The organism is Microbulbifer mixtoriginis (SeqCode), assembly GCF_052467515.1.
On record NZ_CP174314.1, the window covers coordinates 2,631,138 to 2,651,745 of the forward strand.

16 protein-coding genes are annotated in these 20,608 nt (G+C 47.3%); 10 read left to right on the forward strand and 6 right to left on the reverse strand.

Translation table 11 applies throughout. The features are described 5' to 3' along the window. Positions 1 to 4: 4 nt before the first annotated feature. Positions 5 to 1,360 carry a hypothetical protein gene (locus tag ACJJIT_RS11160; protein WP_444898421.1) on the reverse strand — a complete coding sequence of 452 codons (1,356 nt, stop codon included), beginning with the start codon at positions 1,358 to 1,360 and terminating at the stop codon, positions 5 to 7. Positions 1,361 to 2,298: 938 nt separating this feature from the next. On the opposite strand from ACJJIT_RS11160, the gene ACJJIT_RS11165 reads away from it, so the two are divergent. Together ACJJIT_RS11165 and ACJJIT_RS11170 are read left to right on the forward strand one after the other, a co-directional pair. Further along, entirely contained in the window at positions 2,299 to 3,429 is a 1,131-nt protein-coding gene (locus tag ACJJIT_RS11165; RefSeq protein WP_444898422.1) for a hypothetical protein, read from the forward strand. Between the two features lie 2 nt (positions 3,430 to 3,431). After that, entirely contained in the window at positions 3,432 to 4,259 is an 828-nt protein-coding gene (locus tag ACJJIT_RS11170) for a hypothetical protein (protein WP_444898423.1), read from the forward strand. A 237-nt stretch (positions 4,260 to 4,496) separates the two neighbouring features. Here ACJJIT_RS11170 and ACJJIT_RS11175 read toward each other — a convergent pair whose 3' ends face one another. Continuing rightward, on the reverse strand, positions 4,497 to 5,501 hold the full coding sequence (locus ACJJIT_RS11175) for a zinc-dependent alcohol dehydrogenase family protein (protein ID WP_444898424.1): 1,005 nt from the start codon (positions 5,499 to 5,501) through the stop codon (positions 4,497 to 4,499). 675 nt (positions 5,502 to 6,176) lie between these two features. Between ACJJIT_RS11175 and ACJJIT_RS11180 the strand changes: the two genes are divergently transcribed. Next, positions 6,177 to 6,551, forward strand: a complete 375-nt coding sequence (locus ACJJIT_RS11180) for a SirB2 family protein (RefSeq protein WP_444898425.1) — start codon at positions 6,177 to 6,179, stop codon at positions 6,549 to 6,551. A 60-nt stretch (positions 6,552 to 6,611) separates the two neighbouring features. On the opposite strand, the gene ACJJIT_RS11185 is transcribed toward ACJJIT_RS11180, so the two are convergent. Both ACJJIT_RS11185 and ACJJIT_RS11190 read right to left on the reverse strand, forming a co-directional pair. After that, entirely contained in the window at positions 6,612 to 8,084 is a 1,473-nt protein-coding gene (locus ACJJIT_RS11185) for an alanine/glycine:cation symporter family protein (RefSeq protein ID WP_444898426.1), read from the reverse strand. Positions 8,085 to 8,394: 310 nt separating this feature from the next. After that, on the reverse strand, positions 8,395 to 9,249 hold the full coding sequence (locus ACJJIT_RS11190) for a 3-keto-5-aminohexanoate cleavage protein (protein WP_444898427.1): 855 nt from the start codon (positions 9,247 to 9,249) through the stop codon (positions 8,395 to 8,397). 291 nt (positions 9,250 to 9,540) lie between these two features. Here ACJJIT_RS11190 and ACJJIT_RS11195 point away from each other — a divergent pair, with 291 nt between their 5' ends. Then, positions 9,541 to 11,487 carry a prolyl oligopeptidase family serine peptidase gene (locus ACJJIT_RS11195; protein ID WP_444898428.1) on the forward strand — a complete coding sequence of 649 codons (1,947 nt, stop codon included), beginning with the start codon at positions 9,541 to 9,543 and terminating at the stop codon, positions 11,485 to 11,487. 38 nt (positions 11,488 to 11,525) lie between these two features. Beyond that, positions 11,526 to 12,026, forward strand: a complete 501-nt coding sequence (greB, locus tag ACJJIT_RS11200) for a transcription elongation factor GreB (RefSeq protein WP_252085569.1) — start codon at positions 11,526 to 11,528, stop codon at positions 12,024 to 12,026. A 123-nt stretch (positions 12,027 to 12,149) separates the two neighbouring features. On the opposite strand, the gene ACJJIT_RS11205 is transcribed toward greB, so the two are convergent. After that, entirely contained in the window at positions 12,150 to 13,373 is a 1,224-nt protein-coding gene (locus ACJJIT_RS11205) for an enterotoxin (HBL) (RefSeq protein ID WP_444898429.1), read from the reverse strand. Between the two features lie 518 nt (positions 13,374 to 13,891). On the opposite strand from ACJJIT_RS11205, the gene ACJJIT_RS11210 reads away from it, so the two are divergent. Genes ACJJIT_RS11210 through ACJJIT_RS11220 form a run of 3 tightly spaced genes read left to right on the forward strand, consistent with a single transcriptional unit; the run spans position 13,892 to position 17,252 of the window. Then, positions 13,892 to 15,472, forward strand: coding sequence for a hypothetical protein (locus tag ACJJIT_RS11210; protein WP_444898430.1), 1,581 nt, complete (start codon positions 13,892 to 13,894; stop codon positions 15,470 to 15,472). Positions 15,473 to 15,482: 10 nt separating this feature from the next. Then, positions 15,483 to 15,845, forward strand: coding sequence for a hypothetical protein (locus ACJJIT_RS11215; protein WP_444888763.1), 363 nt, complete (start codon positions 15,483 to 15,485; stop codon positions 15,843 to 15,845). An 18-nt stretch (positions 15,846 to 15,863) separates the two neighbouring features. Next, on the forward strand, positions 15,864 to 17,252 hold the full coding sequence (locus ACJJIT_RS11220; protein WP_444898431.1) for a hypothetical protein: 1,389 nt from the start codon (positions 15,864 to 15,866) through the stop codon (positions 17,250 to 17,252). Positions 17,253 to 17,279: 27 nt separating this feature from the next. Here the strand turns inward: ACJJIT_RS11220 and ACJJIT_RS11225 are convergent, their stop codons facing one another. Then, the gene (locus ACJJIT_RS11225; protein ID WP_444888761.1) at positions 17,280 to 17,672 is read right to left on the reverse strand and encodes a hypothetical protein; all 393 of its coding nucleotides are present in this window, start codon (positions 17,670 to 17,672) and stop codon (positions 17,280 to 17,282) included. 535 nt (positions 17,673 to 18,207) lie between these two features. Between ACJJIT_RS11225 and ACJJIT_RS11230 the strand changes: the two genes are divergently transcribed. After that, the gene (locus tag ACJJIT_RS11230) at positions 18,208 to 19,932 is read left to right on the forward strand and encodes a hypothetical protein (protein WP_444890594.1); all 1,725 of its coding nucleotides are present in this window, start codon (positions 18,208 to 18,210) and stop codon (positions 19,930 to 19,932) included. Between the two features lie 228 nt (positions 19,933 to 20,160). Further along, complete coding sequence (locus ACJJIT_RS11235; protein WP_444898432.1) at positions 20,161 to 20,598, forward strand: MarR family winged helix-turn-helix transcriptional regulator; 438 nt, start codon at positions 20,161 to 20,163, stop codon at positions 20,596 to 20,598. Positions 20,599 to 20,608: the final 10 nt, after the last annotated feature.

The window sequence follows — 20,608 nt, forward strand, 5'->3', positions numbered from 1 at the left end:
AATATTACTTCATCATTAAGGCCACCTCTCTCCTTGATTTCCTCCTATGTGAAGCAGCAGTATTATTCCATTGTTTGTTCACACCCTTTTGCCAAAGGCCTTCCTGATTTAGATCGTGATACGCTAGCCAAACTGTGGAAGCCCCAGCTCCGATCTTGGCGCTCATAAGGCGTGCATTGTCATAGCCATTGAATGGAACATCGAAAACTGATCCCGGATACTCATATTTACAAGCCACTTCTCCTTGATACCAGTCCGCATCCGCAGCAGTAATCTTCCAGTCACCTTCATCACGGCAAGCAAAGCGATAGCTTTTGGAGCACACCACATCATTAAAACGACCGTTCGCCTTTGAAATAGCGCAATGCTCATTGCCATTCCAGTTGTTCGGCTCCGTACTTTCCCAAGACCAGAGTAGGTCTTCGGGCTCAAGATGCCCCGCACTACCATCGCCATTGAACCAGAACATTTCAAATATATTGAGCCCACAGGAAAGATAGCTTTTTACATTAGACTCAGTGATTTCCTTGTCTTGCGGCCCTTTACCACCACTACCAATGCCATAAAGAGTGCTTGGATCGTGTAACCGCGTCATTTGCTTACTTGCCGAGGTTGTCATTAACTCACAAGTATTGGGATCTGTAGGTTTACTAAATTTGTCTTTGTAGAACCCCTGATATTGCAGACCGAGATGTACCACAGACCTAAAGCTCCCTGATTGTGGACAGATTAAATCCGTATTTACAACGACTATATTTTTTCCAGAATCCAACACATTCTGCTTACTCAAGGAATCCACCGGTAGGCCGGCACAACGATTAGATCCCCCTCCAGAGAAACTCGCCTCATAAAGATAGCTTCCTAACTCAGCACGTAACTGACTGGCTATCTGGCCATGATGATCAGAATTTATTTCAAGTTTCAACAATATGACTGACTGAACATTCCCTTCTTCCAACCAACGAACAATACTTTCCAGCCCACGGCGAAACTTTTTTTCACCACCAAAGCAGACACCATGACATAATCGCAGCTGATTCTCCCCAAAAAATGTTCCGTAATCGCCGATATCTAAAGTAAGCTCACGCACACCGGAGTTTAACTGATCATAGATTGAAACATCCTGATTGGGATCCGCCCAGTAGGCACTGTCCCACTCCCGAGCATTATAAGAGTTGTGAGTACCCACCCATTGCGAATGGTTGAAAGGCACATCTTTATCTAACTGTTCTTGCAGGGACAGTTGTATAACACCCTGAGTTGTTGTCGACTTGACGCCCGGAACTAGAAAAAGGCCCACCATAAGAATTACTAACCGCCCATAAAGGGATAATTTGATCATTTGTTTTTTTATTGTCATGATATACCTGTGTCACTATAGTGACTTTATTGTTATTTTGCCTTGCGAAAGGCATACATTCCAAGTCGGAACCTCTAGATATTAATCAAACAAATAATCAAATCATAGAATGGAACCAAATTTGGTTGACTGGATAGGCACATAAGAAACAAAAGCTTCTATTTTTACCTGACAGGAAAGCCCCCCCAAAATAAAATTAATTAGACTTTAAAGGCGCCATGTTCATGCTAATAGTGCCAACCCTTATAAAGCATACAGCTGACCCGCATATAAACCCATGCTTATATCCGCACCTGGAAAACAGGCCAAGCCCCTCACTCAACACAGCTAAAATAATTTATATTTTTTATTGAAATCACCAACCAAAAAGCGAAATAAAACCATACAAAAGAGGGCTGTATTTCTTACCCAAATAATGAACTCAAACAATTGGATTTGAGAGCCAACCATAAAATTCAGACCAACAACTTCACTGAAGAGCATCGCCTCAGTTACTCCCTCCCAACCGCTATAAAGCGAGAAAAGAATAGGGCTTACAGAAAATTTTCTCTGAAAGAAAACACTAGAAAATCATTTATGAATCGCAATAACACGTATCGCAAAACACAAAAAAATCGCTAAGAAAGCAGAAAATCAAGTGATCCTACAACAGCCATAACCAAAAAGGACACACCCAACCTCCTCTCAGGCGACTATGTCAAGGTTATTCTCAGCACAAAAAATTACAGCCAATTACACCTAAGCAAGGCTCTCAACCCATCACCCACAACCCCAAAATATTACACACGTACCACATTTTCTCTATGTGAAATAAATCACACAAAAACCCTTATGGGCAGTAGTCAAGACTGGCAGATTTCAAGTCACTCCATGATATGATCGCGCAATGGATTTAGCGCCTTAGCGCTATGGTGAATGACTATCAGGGATGAGAGTATATGACTAACCCTCACAATATTGACTACACAGGCTTTATCTTTTTCCACGAAACCACTAAAGGACAAAATGGAAAGCCTGTCTTTATTGATCCAAAACTGCTTCCTCGGTTTATTGATTTGATCGATATCAACTCGGAGGCGGGCAGAAAAACGGCAAACCAAATGAATCAGCTCAGCAGTACCGCTGCTGGAATCACCTCCGAAAGTAACCAAACTAATGGCTTTCAACACCGCGAAAATATAGGGGCTGTACAGGTTAGCTATACCGTGTATCAAGAGGGCAATAGTCATAATAGAGGTCCTGGTGTTTATATCACAGAGCTCAAGCGAGCCAACGGAATTTCCGGAGCGGAGTCTCTGCCAGCAGGATTTTATCTCTCGAAATTAGGACGGGAAGGATGGGGAGTTGAACCTATTGAAGATGACACTATTCCTACAGTAATTGGGGCAATTGGCGCAGAATTTAATGGCACAGCCTACAGCGCAATAACTAGCGCAAAAAAATATGGTAAGTATCTTCTAACCTCAGGAAATGCAAACCAAAAGCAACTAAACGACTGTTTTTCGCTCTACTATGCTCCAAGCTATCTCGTCGATGAGCTTGGAGTCTGGAAAACAGCGACTCAGAAACTCTCTGGGCCAGACGCCGGACCTCGAGAGCTTGCCCGCCTGTTATATAAATCTCTACCTTGGGATGAGAGAGATCAAACTTTAAAGCATCATTGGTATGTTTTTGGAGAAGGAGCCAAGATACTCCATCGCACCCTAAAAGAGTTTAGCCAGATAGCCGGAGGGAAAAAACTACAGCAACACTGTTTTTATTTTGTCAATCCACGAGAAAATCTAGGGCTTTTGATGCGGGAAATTGAAGCCGTAGGTGCACAGACGAAAAAGACCAGTTACAGGCATAGCCTGGATGATATAGCCAGTAAGGTGCACCAAGTAAAGGATGGAGATAACGCGGTGATTGGCCTCCAGAAAATGGATGCGCCCTGGTCTGAGTTCGACAAAATGATACAGGGGGGCAGCAATTATTATCAAAATAAATATATGTATAGCATTGACAATAATCGTACTTTCTCAGACGCGGCTATAAGATTTGTAAGAAATTTCAAAGATGGATGGGGTTAAGTATGGCTAAGGTAGACTCACTGGATCTAGGCCACCCTATTATTGAGCAACTCAATGATATTTACTGGTTGCCCTTCGATGCGCTACCCGTACATCATTACGACCTAGGCGAATGGCATCTATCATTTAATGGGAAGTTGGAAATACAAACTTATGGGGTGTACAATTATACCCCATACAATACGCCTATTAACGCTGAAGAAAGCTACCCAAGATTTTCAGATGGGCGCAGCCTATGGGATAATAAAAGCCCCTATATTTGGTTTGAATTTCACCCTATTAATGTCGGCTGCAGCGTAGATGTCGGGCCGGATGATACCTGGATTGTTGGCACTGCTTGCTTCGAGATTCGAGTGATCCAGATACGGGAACCATCCAAATCTGGAGTCTTCGACCTCTCTGATCACAACCAGTTAAAGCAATTTATATTTAATAAGCACAAAGATAATCTAGGCCATTTCCTTGATTCTGGATTCAATTACGCTTTTAGCGCCTGGAGCATAGAAGAAATTAAAGAATACAAATTCAAGGGCAGAAACTGGTACGAAATTATCGACGGTAACCGAAGTCTAAATTGGCGTTTTAATTTGTACACAAATTTGTCAGACAAACACCTTTTACATATCGCATATACTCCAGACCAGTTCTGGCCACCATTTCATATTCCCAGCGAAAAAGCCTTACGCATTAGCAAATCTCCATTGTGGGACTTTATGGATAACCTGGAGCTTACCAAAATGGAAGAAGGCAGTCAGGTTGTTACCGGCACTGTAGAGCGAGTGACTACAAGCTCCTGGGGAGAAGATACAGAAGATCTGAGCGGCTGGTAAAGTATTTTAATTAGCGGGCTTACCTAGAACAGATTACATATTTACACATTATTATTTGCGAAAACTGTAAAATACAGATTCTTATTTTCTCCGGTGAAAAATTAACTAGCTGATTAGAGTGTAAAATAAGGATAGCCTGAAGTTAATAAGCCACCCCGCAACTCCTACTATAGAGTGCCCTAAAAGGGCACCTATAAGTCAGTGTGACGTTATTCTTACCAGAAGATGTCTTGTAAGTTAAACGTGTAGCGACTCACCAATTAGAAGAACCTTACCGTTACGCTCACCTGCCGCAGCAACTTTAACGGCTTCCTTCACATCGCTAAGGGGATAAGTTGCATGAATTGGTGCAGAAAGCTTACCCTGGGCAACTAGGCTCGTAATGGTTCCAAAAACTTCCTGCTGCCGCTCAGGTGAAGCATTAGCAAACCACTTGGCCAGCCAGAATCCGCGTACAGTAATATCCTTAAAGATAATCACCCCTGGAGCAAGCAGACATGGTTCACCGCTCAGGGCACCATAGTTGACCAGTGTGGCACCCTCGCTAAGGGCTTCACCTAGCCTAGCAGTAGCCATTCCCCCAACGGCATCTATACCCAAGCGAATCTCAGCACCTGCGGTTGCAGCTTTAACCCTCTTGGCTAGGCTCCCCCCTTCCTGATCACCATCCACCAGCACCACATCGGCACCGGCTTCCAGCATTGGCTCGATCAGTGAGGATCTGCGTACCACATTGACTACCTTCAGACCACGAATTTTTGCCAGACTTGTCAGATAAGTTCCTACCGCAGAGTTTGCTGCGTTTTGAATCACCCAATCTCCCTCTTTCAGATCGACGAACTCACTGAGCAGGAGGTAGGCCGTTGGGGGATTAATGGTAATCATGGATAGTTGTATGGGATCTACCTCATTTGGCAGAGGGATAAGTCCCTTAGCATTTGCCACCATGTGGGTGGCCCAGGTGCCACTGCCAACGGGCAACAGAACAGTTTGGCCAATATCAAGTGACACATTCGGACCCTGCTTAACTACCTTGGCAACACCTTCGTTCCCGCCAATGGCAGGCAGAGGCGGTAACATGCCATATTCACCGGTCAGCGTGAGTACATCTGAGGGGTTGATAGGTGTAGCCAGCATTTCCAGTAATACCTGCCCCTCTTCCAGTTCCGGCTCATTAAACGGAACCGCCTCAATCACATCCTGCGGCACAGGGCCGCGCTCACGATACTCTGCCTTTAGCATATCGACATATCCTTTAAGAAAAATAGCTTTCACTAAGCCGTAAACAATTTCTCTCACTGCCTCTCGAGTAACACTCGTATTTACAGGCCATTTCGAATTGTTCAGTCTACTCACCATGAGAGAGAGTTCAAGAATATCCACCAAACAGATGTAGGCTAACTGTAATCGTGCGATAGGAACAGGACTGAATCGTAAAGTCAAAGTATCTATTGAAAGCAAGTTGCTTTACAAAAGCTCACTGGTCTCTCAAACAAATATCTTTGACACCCAGCATCTACTCGGTTGATTTTTTTCAAATTTAATAAAAGCCTGTTACCCCTTTACTCTTTATCTCCTCAGACTCTCACACTATCCTGCATCAGGAACGCAACAAACACTCCAAGATTAAAAAGAAATAGAGGTGAGTCTTAGATAACATCACCGGAGAGAAACTCACCAGCAACTTATCCAAATGTCAACATGGAACCGCTTGTCCACCCATCATTAACTGATAAATATTGAATATGGATAGGGTTCAATTACTTACGCAGAGAAGTACCCTTCTATCTTTTTGATGTACAGAATCGCGATGAGCCGCTATTATCAGCAGCGGCTCTAGTTGCACTCTTAGCAAACTTGGTGACTTTTACACCATGACTAAGAAATTTAATTTGAAACAACCCTTTAGCTTTATAGATGTTTACCTACACACTGATTAAGCATACCCATATCACAGCCGCAGTACTTAGCCTTTCTCTTTTTCTGTTGAGAATGGGGTTGGAGTTCACAGGAAAGCCTCACTGGAGAAAAACCTTCCTTCGCTGGATGCCCCATGCCAATGATACCCTGCTGTTATCTGCAGCTGTAGCGCTGGTTGTTATCGGCAGCTGGAATCCGGCTGTCTTCCATTGGCTTGCAGTAAAGGTTGCACTGGTATTCGGTTATGTGATTGCCGGATTCTTCGCACTGCGCCAATCCATGCCTCAACCTACACGCATCATTGCGGCTCTTTTGGCCATGGTGCAAATTGGCTTTATTTTTTATTTGGCAATTCAAAAGCCTACTCTCTAATACAACTTTTTATTCAATTTGCCCACAAAGCCAGTACTCACAACTCAGTGGGCAGCGAGCTCAATTCCGATCCCATACTGTGTGATCAACCCCTTTAATATCGTATTTTCTCGCATCAAACACCGGCTCCTTAATTCCTTGATTAAGCTGTGCTTCATAGTCTCCCAGCACTTTGAAAGCCACACCGGAGAGCAAGGTAATAGCCAATATATTGGTAGAGGCCATAAATCCCATCGCCACATCTGCCATGCGCCAGAGCAAGGTAAAATTCTCAGTACTTCCACTGTAAGAAACCCAGGCACCAAACAGGATAAAAATTAAAAAAATTATCCGATAACAAAATATAGAAGTGGGAGTATGGTAAAGATAAAAAATATTGGTTTCACCGTAATAGTAATTACCAATAATCGAAGTAAAGGCAAAAAACAGCAGTGCAAACGCCACGAAACCACTTCCCCAGGAACCCACCACGCTAGACAGAGAGTCCTGAGCTAATTTAACTCCCTCCACATTGCCCACCATATACACATCGGCAACTAAAATAATTGCCGCGGTACAGGTACAGATAACAATGGTATCCAGAAAAACGGAAGCCATTTGCACATAGCCCTGCACCAGTGGATGCTTAACATCCGCTGCTGCACCCACATTCGGTGAAGAGCCAAGCCCCGCCTCATTGGCAAATAGCCCACGCTTTATTCCATTGGAAACTACCGCCCCCAGGGCTCCTGCGCCAGCCTGTTCCAGTCCAAAAGCATTCCTTAATATCATACCCAGAATCTTGGGCAACTCCCCCAGGTTCATCAGCAAAACCATAAACGCCACTGTTAAATAGGCGATAGCCATAAAAGGCACCACCACTCCGGCAAAGCGCGCGATAGAGCGGATACCACCAAACACAATAATGCCCGCAATCACAGCTACCACAATCCCGACCAGCATGGGGTTGATTTCCCAGGCGTCGTTAAGGGCCGTAGCCATAGCGTTCGATTGAATGGAGTTGAAGACAAAGCCGTAGCACATCAGTAAGAAGATGGAAAAACTAACTGAAAGCCACTTCCAGTTAGGGCCTAGGCCTTTTTTGATGTAGTAAGCCGGTCCTCCACGGAAGGTCCCAGGTTGCTCACCTTTCTCTTTATAAACTTGCGCGAGGGTATTTTCGACCATGCTGGTGGCCATACCGAGCCAAGCCACCATCCACATCCAAAAAACCGACCCAGGACCCCCAGCAGTAATTGCCACGGCAACACCCGCCAAACTACCGGTGCCAATCCGTGCTGCGGCACTGGTGGCAAACGCCTGAAACGCGGAAATTGAGCCCGGATGATCCTTATGAATACCTCGCACCATCACCATCGCCATATGACCAAAGTGGCGAAATTGAATAAAGCGACTGCGAATGGAGAAGTAAAGGCCAATAGGTAGCAAAGCAATAATCAGGACACCGAGCCACCACTGCCCTTCAATCCCCCCCCACAAAAGCCGGTTGGCCCAATCAATCGCCTTGATTATTCGGTCCAACAACTCTTGCATCCACCGCTCCCTGGCACAGCCTATATTTATGCATAGATCAACCGCTGGAAACGGCTATCCCCACTAAAGACTAGCAGCCGCTACAGTGCTAACGGGTAGGTAACCAAGCGGACCTTTTGCAGGAAAAGTAAGAATCACTTGGTTCTATGGCGCTTAAAAAATCCAAACCAGCTGGAAAGGGAAGCGAAAAGGATTCTTGGCGCTCAATCAAGATAGAGCAGGTATAAAATGGGGAAAAGCCAACAGGAAGTGGGTTCTGAGAGGTAGACCAGTGACACTGAGGGTCCACTGGTCTATGCACTGAAAAGAATTAGCAGAAGATTTCCCGCGCCCGCTCTGGAGACACCACCTTACGACCACTCTCTTCTGCGATCACGGCCAAAGCCTCAATCAACTGGCCATTGCCAGAGGTACGCTCGCCACCAGGCAAATAGAAAGTGTCCTCTACTCCAGAGCGTAAATGGCCGCCCAGCTCCGCAGTCTTGCGGTGCACCGGCCAGATTTCCTCGCGCCCAATCACAGTACTCTGCCACAAGCTATCTGCACGCATATATTTAGGCAGCAACTCCAACAGCTCGGGATCCGCTGGCATACCAGAAGCCACCCCCATCACCAGGTTATAGTTGGGCTTATCGACCATACCCACATCGGCATACATACCAACGGAGCGGACAATACCTACATCAAAGCACTCAAACTCAGGCCTGGTGCCCGTTTCACGACATACCGCCAGCAGTTCCTCCACCTTGTCTACCGGATTATCGAACACCATCGGCGGCCAGGCCCAGGTGCCGTTGGAACGGGCTTTTAAGTAATTCAAGCTGCCCGCATTGCAGGCGGCGATTTCCGGCTTACCTGCGCGCACACACTCGAGAGGTCCGCGCTGGTCCCGACCGATAGTGCCGGTGGAAAAATTTAAAATAACTCCGGGGCACTTAGCCCGGATTGCATCGGCAATTTCCAACGCCACTTGCGGTTCCCAGCTGGGAAGATGCCCCTTGCCCGGCTCTTGAGCCCGAAAATGTACATGCATTACCGAAGCCCCGGCATCAAAGGCTTCACGGGCTGAGTTTGCCATTTGTTCCGGCGTTACCGGAACCGGGTGTTGTTGCGGATTGGTGAGCACCCCGGTTAGGGCGCAGGTGATTACCACTTCATCGGACATCGCAGGCTCTCCTGAATTATCTTTATTTAGGCCGCTTTAGGTTCGGCACACTAGGCTTTGCCGAATTCCGCTGATTGCCATGCTCTCAGTATCTGCGCCTCATCCGTGCGCGAAATACCCTGAGCCGCATCCATACTTTGGGGTTAATGAAGGAGGTATCAAACCCCGCCACCAAGCGCTTGCTTGGTCACCAAAGACTAACACAGGCTTTAACCCATAAAAAGGCACCTTGTATCGCTAAAACAGGCCCGGCAGAATGCAAAAAAATCTAATTTAGGGAACCGGTATCCGATGAGTGATCACTCCATAACAAATTCCACCCCTTATGGCAGCTGGAAATCTGCAATCAGCGCAGAATTATTGGTTGAAGGCAGTGTTCGCCTGGCGGAAGCCAGCTTGGTGGATGGGCGTTACTACTGGTTAGAGTCGCGTCCTTCAGAAAAGGGGCGTAATGTTCTGGTGCAGTATTGCCCGCAAAATGGCCGGCGCGATCTCACCCCCACCCCGCTGAGTATTCGTTCCAAGGCGCACGAATATGGCGGTGGTAGCTACCTTGTCCACGGCGACACCCTGTACTTTGTACTTGCGGAAGATCAGCGTATTTACCGGATAGAGATCGGTAGTGACCTGCCTGAGGCCATTACTCCAGAAAGTGAATCCCGCTATGCAGACCTGCACCTCGACACAAAAAGAAATCGCCTGATTTGTATTGAAGAAGACGACAGCGGCCACGCTCAGGGTCAGGAAGCACGTGCGCGAATTATCGCCATCGACCTACAGTCTCCGCTGACTACCCCCCCAAGGGTTTTGGTTGAAGGCGCAGACTTCTACTCAAACCCCACCTTGAACACCAGCGGAGACCAGTTGAGCTTCTTGCGCTGGCATCACCCCAACCTCCCTTGGGATGGCACCGAACTATGCCTGGCCACTCTGAGTGAGCAAGGAGAGGCCATTGAGATCACTCAAGTGGCCGGTGGAGATAACGAATCCATCTTCCAACCCCAGTGGTCACCGCAGGGGGAGCTTTACTATGTCTCTGACCGCAACAACTGGTGGAATTTATACAAGCTGGGGCAAGATACTCCGCTATGGAAAAAAGAGGCTGAATTCGCCACACCGCAGTGGGTGTTTGGAATGTCCACTTATGGCTTTATCAGTACAGAGGAAATTCTCTGTACTTACACCGAGAATGGTCTTTGGTATTTGGCCAGCGTAAATACCCTTACTGGTGAACACCAGCTGATCCAGCAGCCCTACTGTGATATCGAGAGCCTGCGCTGTGAAAATGGCAAAGCGATTATGATTGCCGCCGCAAGAGACAGCTTCCCTGCAATAATCACTTTTGATCTGGCAAGTGAGGCCCTTGAGACAATCGCCAGCAGTAACAAACGCTCACAGGCTGCCGAACTCTTCTCCAGCGCCCAGGCCATTACTTTCAATGTCGATGAGCGAGAGGTACACGCTTTTTACTATCCCCCGCACAACCCGGACTTCAAGGCACCAGAAGGCGAAAAACCCCCACTTATTGTTTTTAGCCATGGCGGCCCCACTGGAGCCACCTCTGCCGGCCTCAATTTGAAAGTACAGTACTGGACCAGCCGCGGCTTCGCCATTCTGGATGTAAATTATTCCGGTAGCACCGGTTATGGCCGCGAGTACCGCGATCGCCTTACCGATAAGTGGGGCATCTATGATGTGGAAGATGTCTGTGCAGGCGCCGAATACCTGGTCAATCAGGGTTTGGCCGATCCGGAGCGGCTGCTGATCAAGGGTGGCAGCGCAGGCGGTTATACCGTGTTAGCAGCACTGACTTTTCACAACACTTTCAAAGCCGGGGCCAGTCATTATGGAATCGGTGAATTGAGCAGTCTCGCTAAAGACACTCACAAGTTTGAATCCCGCTACCTGGACAAATTAGTCGGCCCCTGGCCATCCGCCGAAGCAATCTATCAGCAGCGCTCTCCTATTCATCATGTGGAGCAACTGAGTTGTCCGGTGATTTTCTTCCAAGGTTTGGAAGACAAGGTAGTACCACCAAACCAGGCGGAAACTATGGTGAGAGCCCTGAAAGAGCGCGGTATTCCGGTTTCCCATATCACCTTTGCCAATGAAGGGCACGGCTTCCGTAGTGGAGACAGCATCAAAATGGCCCTGGAGGGAGAGCTGGAATTTTACAGCCGTATTTTCAATTTTCCCCTGGCTGAAGCCGGCCCCGGAATTACCATTGAGAATCTGTAATCAATCATCCCAAACCTTTAGAGGAAGCCATTAATACCATGGGAAGATGGAGACCACCGCGCCCGCGCGGCTCCCGCTATATCACTGCGGAGGGCGCGCAACGTATGCGCGCCGAAGTTAAGCATCTATGGGAGGAGGAGCGCCCCAGAGTCACCCAGGCGGTAAGTGATGCCGCTAAGCTGGGCGATCGCTCGGAAAATGCCGACTATATCTACGGTAAAAAGCGCCTGCGTGAAATAGACAGCCGTGTGCGTTTTTTGACCAAACGCCTGGAGGAAATCACCGTAGTAGATCAAGTGCCTGAAGACCGTGAAAAAGTCTTCTTCGGTGCCTGGGTCACATTGGAAGATGAAGAAGGTGTAGTCATAAGCTACAGAATCGTTGGCCCAGATGAGTTTGACGTAAAAGCCGGCCTGATCTCTATGGATTCTCCCGTAGCTCGTTCATTGCTAGGGCGCAGACTCGACGATGAGATAGATATTCGTCAGGGGGAAAAATGGCAGACCTATTTTATTACTGAAATCCGTTACGAAGAGTAGAGGCCAACTCCTCATAACCCTAAGCATAACAGCAGGAAAAATAGATAGATTTTTTAATTGATAAATAAAAAAGGCTTATTTCCCTCGAAATAAGCCTTTGAATCAATATTGTGTTATCTATTTCTAGAGGCTGTTGTAGTACTGAATTACTCCAACCGCATTGCCACTGGCAAAAGCAGACTGAACCTGATCTGAGCTCATGCCAATTGTTAGATCTGCATCATTCACATTAAGCTCAAGATACAAGCTGCCCGCCTGGGAATAGGCATCATCCCATTCAGTGATCGCATCATTGAGGTCATTGATCACGACCGAGAAGTTAGCGCCCTCCTCGTCAGAAATGGCTGTCTGAATGTCACTAATGGCCCCAGATACATCACTTTCAAGAGTTTGCCACTCTTGCAATACAGCCTGCAAATTATCTTCTACCTGCTGGGTCTCCTCAGCGAGCTGCCCAAAGCTTTGCGACAACATCTGGAGAGTTGACACATCTGCAGTTACCAGATTCATTTCTGCTTGCTTAGCCTTGATGCTCTTTTGGTCTGCAACAATTTTGGCAGCATCCATTGCAATAAAGGTGCTTGCCACTGCAGCCACTGGCCCCATAACGAACCAGGTTAACAGACCTTCAGGGAAGGCTACTATAGAAGCGACAGTACCCAAAGAAATAGCCGTAGCATCCGCAATACCAAGAGCAACAATGCTTGTTGTCAGTGATTTGATATCTGCCTGAAGATTTTTTATTTCTTTCTTTAAATCAGCAATTTGCTGTTCATCGGCCTGCGCATCCTGAACAGACTTATCGGCAATTGACTGCAATTGAGTCGCCATATCAGGCAATTTATCCTGAAACCCTTGAATTGCCTGAACTGCGCCGCTGATAAAGGTCGAAACAATACCCAGTTGAGAGGTGATTGAATCCAGGTCGTTCTTCAATATATTAAGAGCCGATGTATTACCTGGGTCACTATTGAGTGTATTCGCCTGGGTTAAAGCATCCTGCAACAACTGACTGATAATACCGTTGTAGCTTTGCACCTCACTGGGCACATCCAGAAGCCTGGCCAGTACATTATTCACCCAATCAAGCGCATCGGTATTGGCCTGAGTATAGGCCGCTACAAACTCACTCCAATCCGGTGGGTTTTGATTTAAGGTAGGCAAGCTTGAGGACAAAACGCTAGTCACCAGAGTGTTTATTGCAACTACATTCTGCTTGTACGTATTCTGAGTTTCGCGAATAGATGGAGCACTATGCTTGAAAGCTTTTGCTAATGAAAGTTTCACCACCACTGGACTGGAACTTTTCTCCGCCACCAAATCTACGTCATCACTTACCTGTGACATATTTATTTCTCTCTTAATGAATATTTAAGATGAAACCTGAAATCTCCAAGAAACACCTTGATTTAGGCGCAGCCCAATATAGCAAGCTTTAACTGTAACCAATATGCCACCCCTTATAATGAATCGGAAATAGAAATATATTTATATTCACATCTCAAATATAGAGCGCCAAACCCAACGCAATGAGCATCTCAATAGCCAGTAAAACTTGAAATAAGGGATAGAGTTCTCAACAGCATGCCTGACGGAAAACTCATTTGCTCTGACCTATAGAACTATAAATACCGCACTCATTTTTCAATCCAATAAAATCGTTGAATTAAAGCGTGTTTAAAATACCCCCTAAAAACCTAAAATTTTAGACTTAATCAGACCGACCTATCTTTATATGAGCCCCAACCCTAAGTAAGCATCAAAGCAAATAAGCCTCCGAAAGTATGTCCGCTCAACAATTTACTATGCTTAATAACATGCCAAATAGAAAATATTGAGCCACCCATCGCATCCAGGAGACACTGATGCCAATGGCCAATGAAAGCCCCTACCCACTCAAAGATACTTTAAAGCGTGCCCAGTTTGATTTACTCCCTGCCTTTAACAAACAGCCTACTGAAATATTGAAACTCTTTCGCGAGGCCCTGACTCTTCAACAATCGATATTATCTCACTCATGGAAAGAACTAGATCAACAAGCACGGCTCTGCATAGGGTTGGGCTATGGTGAGTACCGCAATCTTCAAGGCCTCTTAGAAAGCACCAACTATCTGCACACTCTGCATCACCGTATGGGTTTAGAGTTTCTGTTTGTGCTGCGTGGCATTGCTATTGGTGAAAATCGAAACCAATGGGCTGAAAACCTTGAGCGGCGAATTCGCAGCATGGATCCCGAAGGCCGGTTAAATAAGATTCTCGTTAAAGCAGAAGAATTAGCTGGTAATAAGCTCTCAGAACAGACTCTCACGCGTTTACGCAAAAAAATTGCAGGCCTGGACGAGAGAATTAACCTGCAGGAATCCATGGCCAGATTAGCTAATGGGGAGATAAAAAATATAGACTTGTTAAAGGCTTATTTTCCAGAAAATACATCTTCAATGGCCCTGAGATTAAACAGTGCCGCAGATGCTGTCATCATGTGCCTAAGTCGAGGGCTACTCGCGCTAACACATGCTCAATTCAATATTGCTCTAGATACTGAAGCAGCTAGTACCGACTTTTCCAAGCGCAATATACATCCCATTAAAACGATTATAAAAGTATTTTCCAGCCTACTTAAAAGTGGTCACAAGCGTATTTACAGCGCCCTACTTCTTGGAAAATCAGTGGAGATCAAACAGGCGTGCTTGTTTCTGGCCGGAGATATTGAGAGCAAACTCCCCCAGTTCGTAAGCGCTCAAGCTGTAATACACAACACAATTACCGAAATATTGCGACGTGGTAGTGGCGGCCTGGCGGAGAGGCTTGGCGATCTCGCGGTGGATGCGCACTTTCTCACCCGCATCGCCATCGCTAGCCAGGCTGCCTGTTATCGACTTGCGCTGGGTTGCGAGGGGCTTAATTCCGATAGAGACATCAAAAACCTTCAGAAAAATATCTACACCATGCCTTTTTCGACAACGCTTCCCAACGGTAAAAATGTAGAACTGTCGAAGCTAGAAACCAGTCCTGAGGGAGAGTTTGTTGAAATCAGGGGCTTTGTCGAAGAGGTCACCTCCCCACCTCAGGAGGGCGGCATGCTATTAAGCCACCTGATATTGAAAGATCCCTCCAGTAATGCCGAGGCAAATGCCGTGGTGCGCTTTGCTCACCTACCACATGCCGGCATTTGTCCAGGCGCTTTCTGCCGACTCAGTGGCACTTATAGACATCACTCAAGCCTGTTCGATGGTAAACCCGCCGTTGAGATCGATTCCCTGGCCCTGGCCGAGATTGGTAAGTCCAGCTTCGAAGTGAGCTTTATAAGGCTCGCCAACCGTTGGTTCCAGCCCTGGCGTAGCAACGCCAATCTCTACTGGTCTCTTGGTGCCCACCAAGTTGATGAGCACTCTGAGGCCACCTTGGGTGCCGGAGAGCTACTATTTACGCCCCTAATTCGTCCTTAGGAGGGCTACTATGCCACCAGATGATGGATGCATGACAGAACTGGACAGAGTCCACGACCAGATTGCGGAATTAGATGTACTTCTGGCGATGGCACAGCTGGCAAAAGCGGAGTGGCACGCCGCCAAAGAGGCAGTGCGCAGCGAATGCCTGGAGACAGCGATACCCAGCCTGCCCAACTTACATCAAAAGGATGAAATGGATTTTCCCATAGAGCCAATGGATCACGCAGTATCCGAGTGCATTGAAACTCACCCAGACGTGCTCGCTGCCTGGGACCTGTTCGAACAGATAGCCCTGGAGCTCGAAATTGAGTTGGAAGTAGCCCACGCACTACTCGATGAATACAAAGCCTGCTCCCACGCACTGATTTGAGGAGACTTTTGCTGGCAAATGACCACCATGCGATTTATCGCCAATTTACGCCGGCAGACACTAGATGCCTTTGCCAGCCATATGATTACCGCCGGAGGCTACCTGCTATCTGCCCACCGGATTACCAATCCCAATCTGCAAATGGCGGCAGAAGTGCGCCGCAGAGGGTTGCCCCTGTTTGCCGATAACGGCACCAAGCAATTGATTGATGCGGTCATCTCTCAGTTCTCTGAAGAAGCCCGACAAGTAACCCTGCGGGTAAAAGCTCTGCGCCGCCAACTGGGTCAACTGCCCCGAGGCAATGAAGTCCCAAAAGATTTGCGCATATTGGCAGATACACTAGCGGAGAGAGTGCTGACCAACTGTTGTGAACGTTCAAATAGCATTGATACCGATCTCCTGCTGCAACGCCAGCTACTAATGCACCCCACCCACCTGATCGCTCAGGAGGACTTCGCCACTACATGCCTGGTGGCTTTGGACCTGGAGCGGGAAATTACCGGCTGGCGACCAGAGCGTATCGCCGCGCGCAATCGTCAGAGCCTGAGACTATGGGAAAAAATCGCTGAACACCCACTAAGCCAAGGCTTGACTGTTTATGCAGTACTGAGCGCAATGGATTACAACACCGGCCGGGACGCCGGTCGGCTGGCCGCACAAAGCGGGGTGCATTCAGCTGCCATAGGACTGGCCAGTATTTGCGGGGATTTAAATGCGACAGACTTCTTTGTGCTCAACCGAGCCTCTTTCAAACTGGATAGACCTGTACCACGCCGTTATGTGCGCTTGGCACAAGTGCTTAAAGGCATTACAGATGGCTACCAGGATCACAACATACCCTTGCAAAGATTCCACTGCCTCGGACTCGGTGCTCCATCACTGCTGCCGATTGCCGCAGCTGCCCTGCCGGCAAATACCCAGATTACCGCCGATGCCACCAGCCCAATACATGCCGCAGCTAAAGACCGTGTGCTCTACGATCCGGAGAATTTTGGCGACCGGGCAACCACCAGAGAAATCGTTGAGCGAATAGTAAAAGGGGGCAACTGGCCCTTCCTCAGCCCATTCACCCAATCTTTCAAACAACGTTTTGGACACGACCCCGAAGGCGCCCGAGACTGGTGGAAAGCCCAAGGGCAACCACCTATTAGCAGGGAGACCTTACAACAACCCAGCAATCTCAGTACTGCGTTGCCCCTATTCTGTGAGGCAGACCCACAAATTCGGTCTATCGCTCGGGATACCTGGATAGCTCACAATCACTGGGTTCTGGGGGAATTAACTGAGAGTAGAAGCGGCCCGCAAAGACACGAACTTGCTTACCGCATTATTGATCACTGGCTGGAGGGGCCATCAACAACGACCAGCCGGGGCTTGAAAGCCGCCAAAAAAATCCTGTTAATGTAGACCGATCAAAAAAGGAAACAAGCGGAATTACTCAGCCCACTTTATGGTGAGCGCGGTAACAATCCCCCAGATCCAATTAAAAAATACTACAAAAATTGGGGTAAGCGCCCCCAGCTCAAGCCCTGCCATACCTTTACCGGCCATCACAGGAAAAACAACAAAAAGCTGGAACGCCGTGGGGAGTAGGCTCAAGATGCTTCCTTTTAACAACAGCTTTGATGGTAGGAAAGGAAGAATAAAAAACAGACCCCAAATGCCACCCCATACCACTCTGGGATATAGCCATTCAGCAGATAATGTAGGGGTGATAGATACACCGAGAGATGGGGTTATTCCAAAATCCCCAAACAACCAGACCACAACGCTATTTGCCACAGCACCCAAACAGCCGGCCGCAAAGAAAATTAGTAGTTTTTTCATTTTTTGCCCCAGAACCTGTAGAAGCCTAAACCTTAAACGCTGACTTTAAAGTAGCAAACTTAAATCCGCGCCAAGATTTCACGCCTGAATAAATTAGAGACCTCCAAGCCAATCTCCTTATCAACAGACCAACACCACCACTACAAATTTTTACGGCAGCAAAAAGCAGCAACCGTTCAATGTCTTTTATTCGAGCCCTTCTGCACAGCCCTCAAAAGACTACAAAACCCACCAATCTGTAATAGACCATCTACTCCCTAAGCAAATAGCAAACTTATTTTTAATACCATACCGTACCAATTAACAAACACTAAAATTCACTTTTAAGACATAAAAAATAAACAATCAGACCCAAAAGAAACCTGAACAAAAATATATTTTAAAAGTGAGAACCAAGGGACCCAACTGATCGAATCGGCAACCTTCAGCGAGAGAAAATACCTATCGTTTAATCCAATAAATTCCTGTAATACACAAGTGGTACACTTATGGTGTTTAACACCAGAAATCAAAATCAATATAGGAACAAGTACTGATGAAAGTACCAGTAGTAGGAATGCTGTACCCGATTTTTTTAGGATTGGCGATACATTCAGCCAGTGTCAATGCGCAGTCTTTTGATGAGAGCGCCTATCAAGATAGGCAGCTGCAATATATTGAAGAGGGCGTTTCTTCCACTAATGATACCGCTGTCGTCTTACAGGCATACACCGGCGATGAGCTCAATTGGGAGGCGCTGAATAAGAATTTGGATGTCCTGCGTAATGGCGGCAAGAAGAATTCAGACTTCACCCTTACCAGACTCATCCGTATCCTGTTTTTCCGCCCAGAAATTAAAGATGAACTCTTTGCTGCTTTGGACGGATACCACTTCTGGTTTAAGGAAGGCGGCACTGGGGATCACGTCTTCGCCTCTGAAAACCATATGATCATGTACACATCTGCCCAGTATCTTCTACAGGAAAAGTACGGTGCATTTGAAGACGACAGAACTTACAAGCGCTTAAAGCGCTACCTGGAAGTAAAAAACCAGTATGGTTTCTATGAGTTTTACTCCCCGGTCTATTACCCCTACACCTTATCTGCGCTACTTAACCTCGTCGATTTTTCTGAAGATGCAGAAATTCGCGAGCTGGCTACGGGCGCTGCGCAACGCTTGCTGCAGGACATACTGCTGGTCACCAACGACCAGGGCATCCTTTTCTCAGCCGCAGGCCGCAGTAATGATGGCTACCGCAGGAACGGTTCCGGCGGCAACATCAACCGCATCATTTACCTGCTAACGGGTCTCGGTAAGGAATCAGTGAGAACACCGAGTCCCGCAGGTGTAATGCTGGCCACCTCAGGCTTGGAAATTACCGATGACATCTTCAAGTATTTCGGTAAAGACCTGAATATGAATTACTCGGTAGGCCACTCTCTCGGCGATGCCAGAAACGATATTTATGCTGACTTTCCCCGCGAAGAGCGCGTGCCTTTCTATTGGAGTCAAGGGGCTTATTTCCACCCGGATGTAGCTGCCGATACCGCTTGGTTCGTCAGTAAATATCAGCTTGAAGGCTATGAAGGACTGAAGGCCTTCGACCAGTTCCTGGGGCTTTCAGAAGCTGCCGCCCCTGCTGCCGCCAAGGCCGGAGCGGTATTCAGCCGCAGCTCCGTGCTATCTGGTGCTAACTTTTCCATGTATAAGGATGGCGGTGTGATGATGCACTCCATTCAGAATTACTGGGGTGGTCGCCAGGGCTATCAGCAAACGCCCTGGATCGCCACTACCGGCACCCAATCGGTCTGGGCGAAGGTTGGCGATGGCAACAGCACCATGCAAAACGATCACCATCCCAAGATTAAGCAGGTAAATAATGTTGCCGTAATCCAATACAACCCCTATCCGGCAATTGAACTGTTCCATTCCGGCGGCTCCAACGTGGCATTGCAGTGGCCCGAAGGTTTCGAGGAGGAAAAGCGCAGCGGTAACTGGAAATTCGGCAAGGAAGACGACGGCTATATCGCCGTGCGCTATCCCTGCGGTAACGGCGATTCCAACACCGTTAGCTGCGACTGGAACGAACAAACCTGGGTAGTGATTATGGGTAGCGAGGAGCGCTATGGCAGCTTTGAAGCCTTTAGTCAAAAGGTGCTCAATGAGGTCAGCTACGATGCCGACTGGGAGTGGCACGGCTCCTTCTGGAAGGGCACATTGAAATATGTGTATGACTCAGACGTAAAGTTTGATGGAACCGATATCAGCTTAACCTGGTAAGCGCGACTCCTTTCGCTCTTGGGGAGGGGCTCCCCCTCCCCTTTAATCGGCTTTTTAGCTTTCAATACTCTGCGCCCAAAGACGAAAGCTTTCTGCAAAGCTCACCCCCTAATTTCTCCCCCGCCGAAAAGCTTCTTTCGGCCCAAAACAATACCCTTCGATTTGGTTGACACAATCAACCACTCGAAATAAAGTTGACAATATCAATCAAGTTAACGCGACAAACCTGTGAGCTACTCAGTCAACGAAACCCTGCACCAGCTGATCCACGCTTACAAAAAGCAGCTGCGGATCAGCATTCAGGAGCAAAGAATTGACCTTCCGATAAATCATATTCGCGTGCTCAAGGGAATCTGCAAGTATCCGCAGAGTACCGCACGGTCAATTGCACTGCGAATGAATCAAGATAAGGCCCAGATTACACGGGTACTTAATGAGTTGGTTCAATCCAAACTTATCAAAAAAACAGACAACCCTAATGACCGCCGCAGTCAGTTCCTTGCTCCCACAGCATCAGGAAAAAAGATTCTTGAAAAAGTGCAAAACCTGGAAACAGAGGTTATCGCTGTAATGACTCACAACCTGAGCGAAAAAGAACTCAAGGCGTTTGCCCATATCGCCATTGTTATGATCGAGAACCTGACCGAACATCCTACTTCAGATTAAGGAGCCTCAA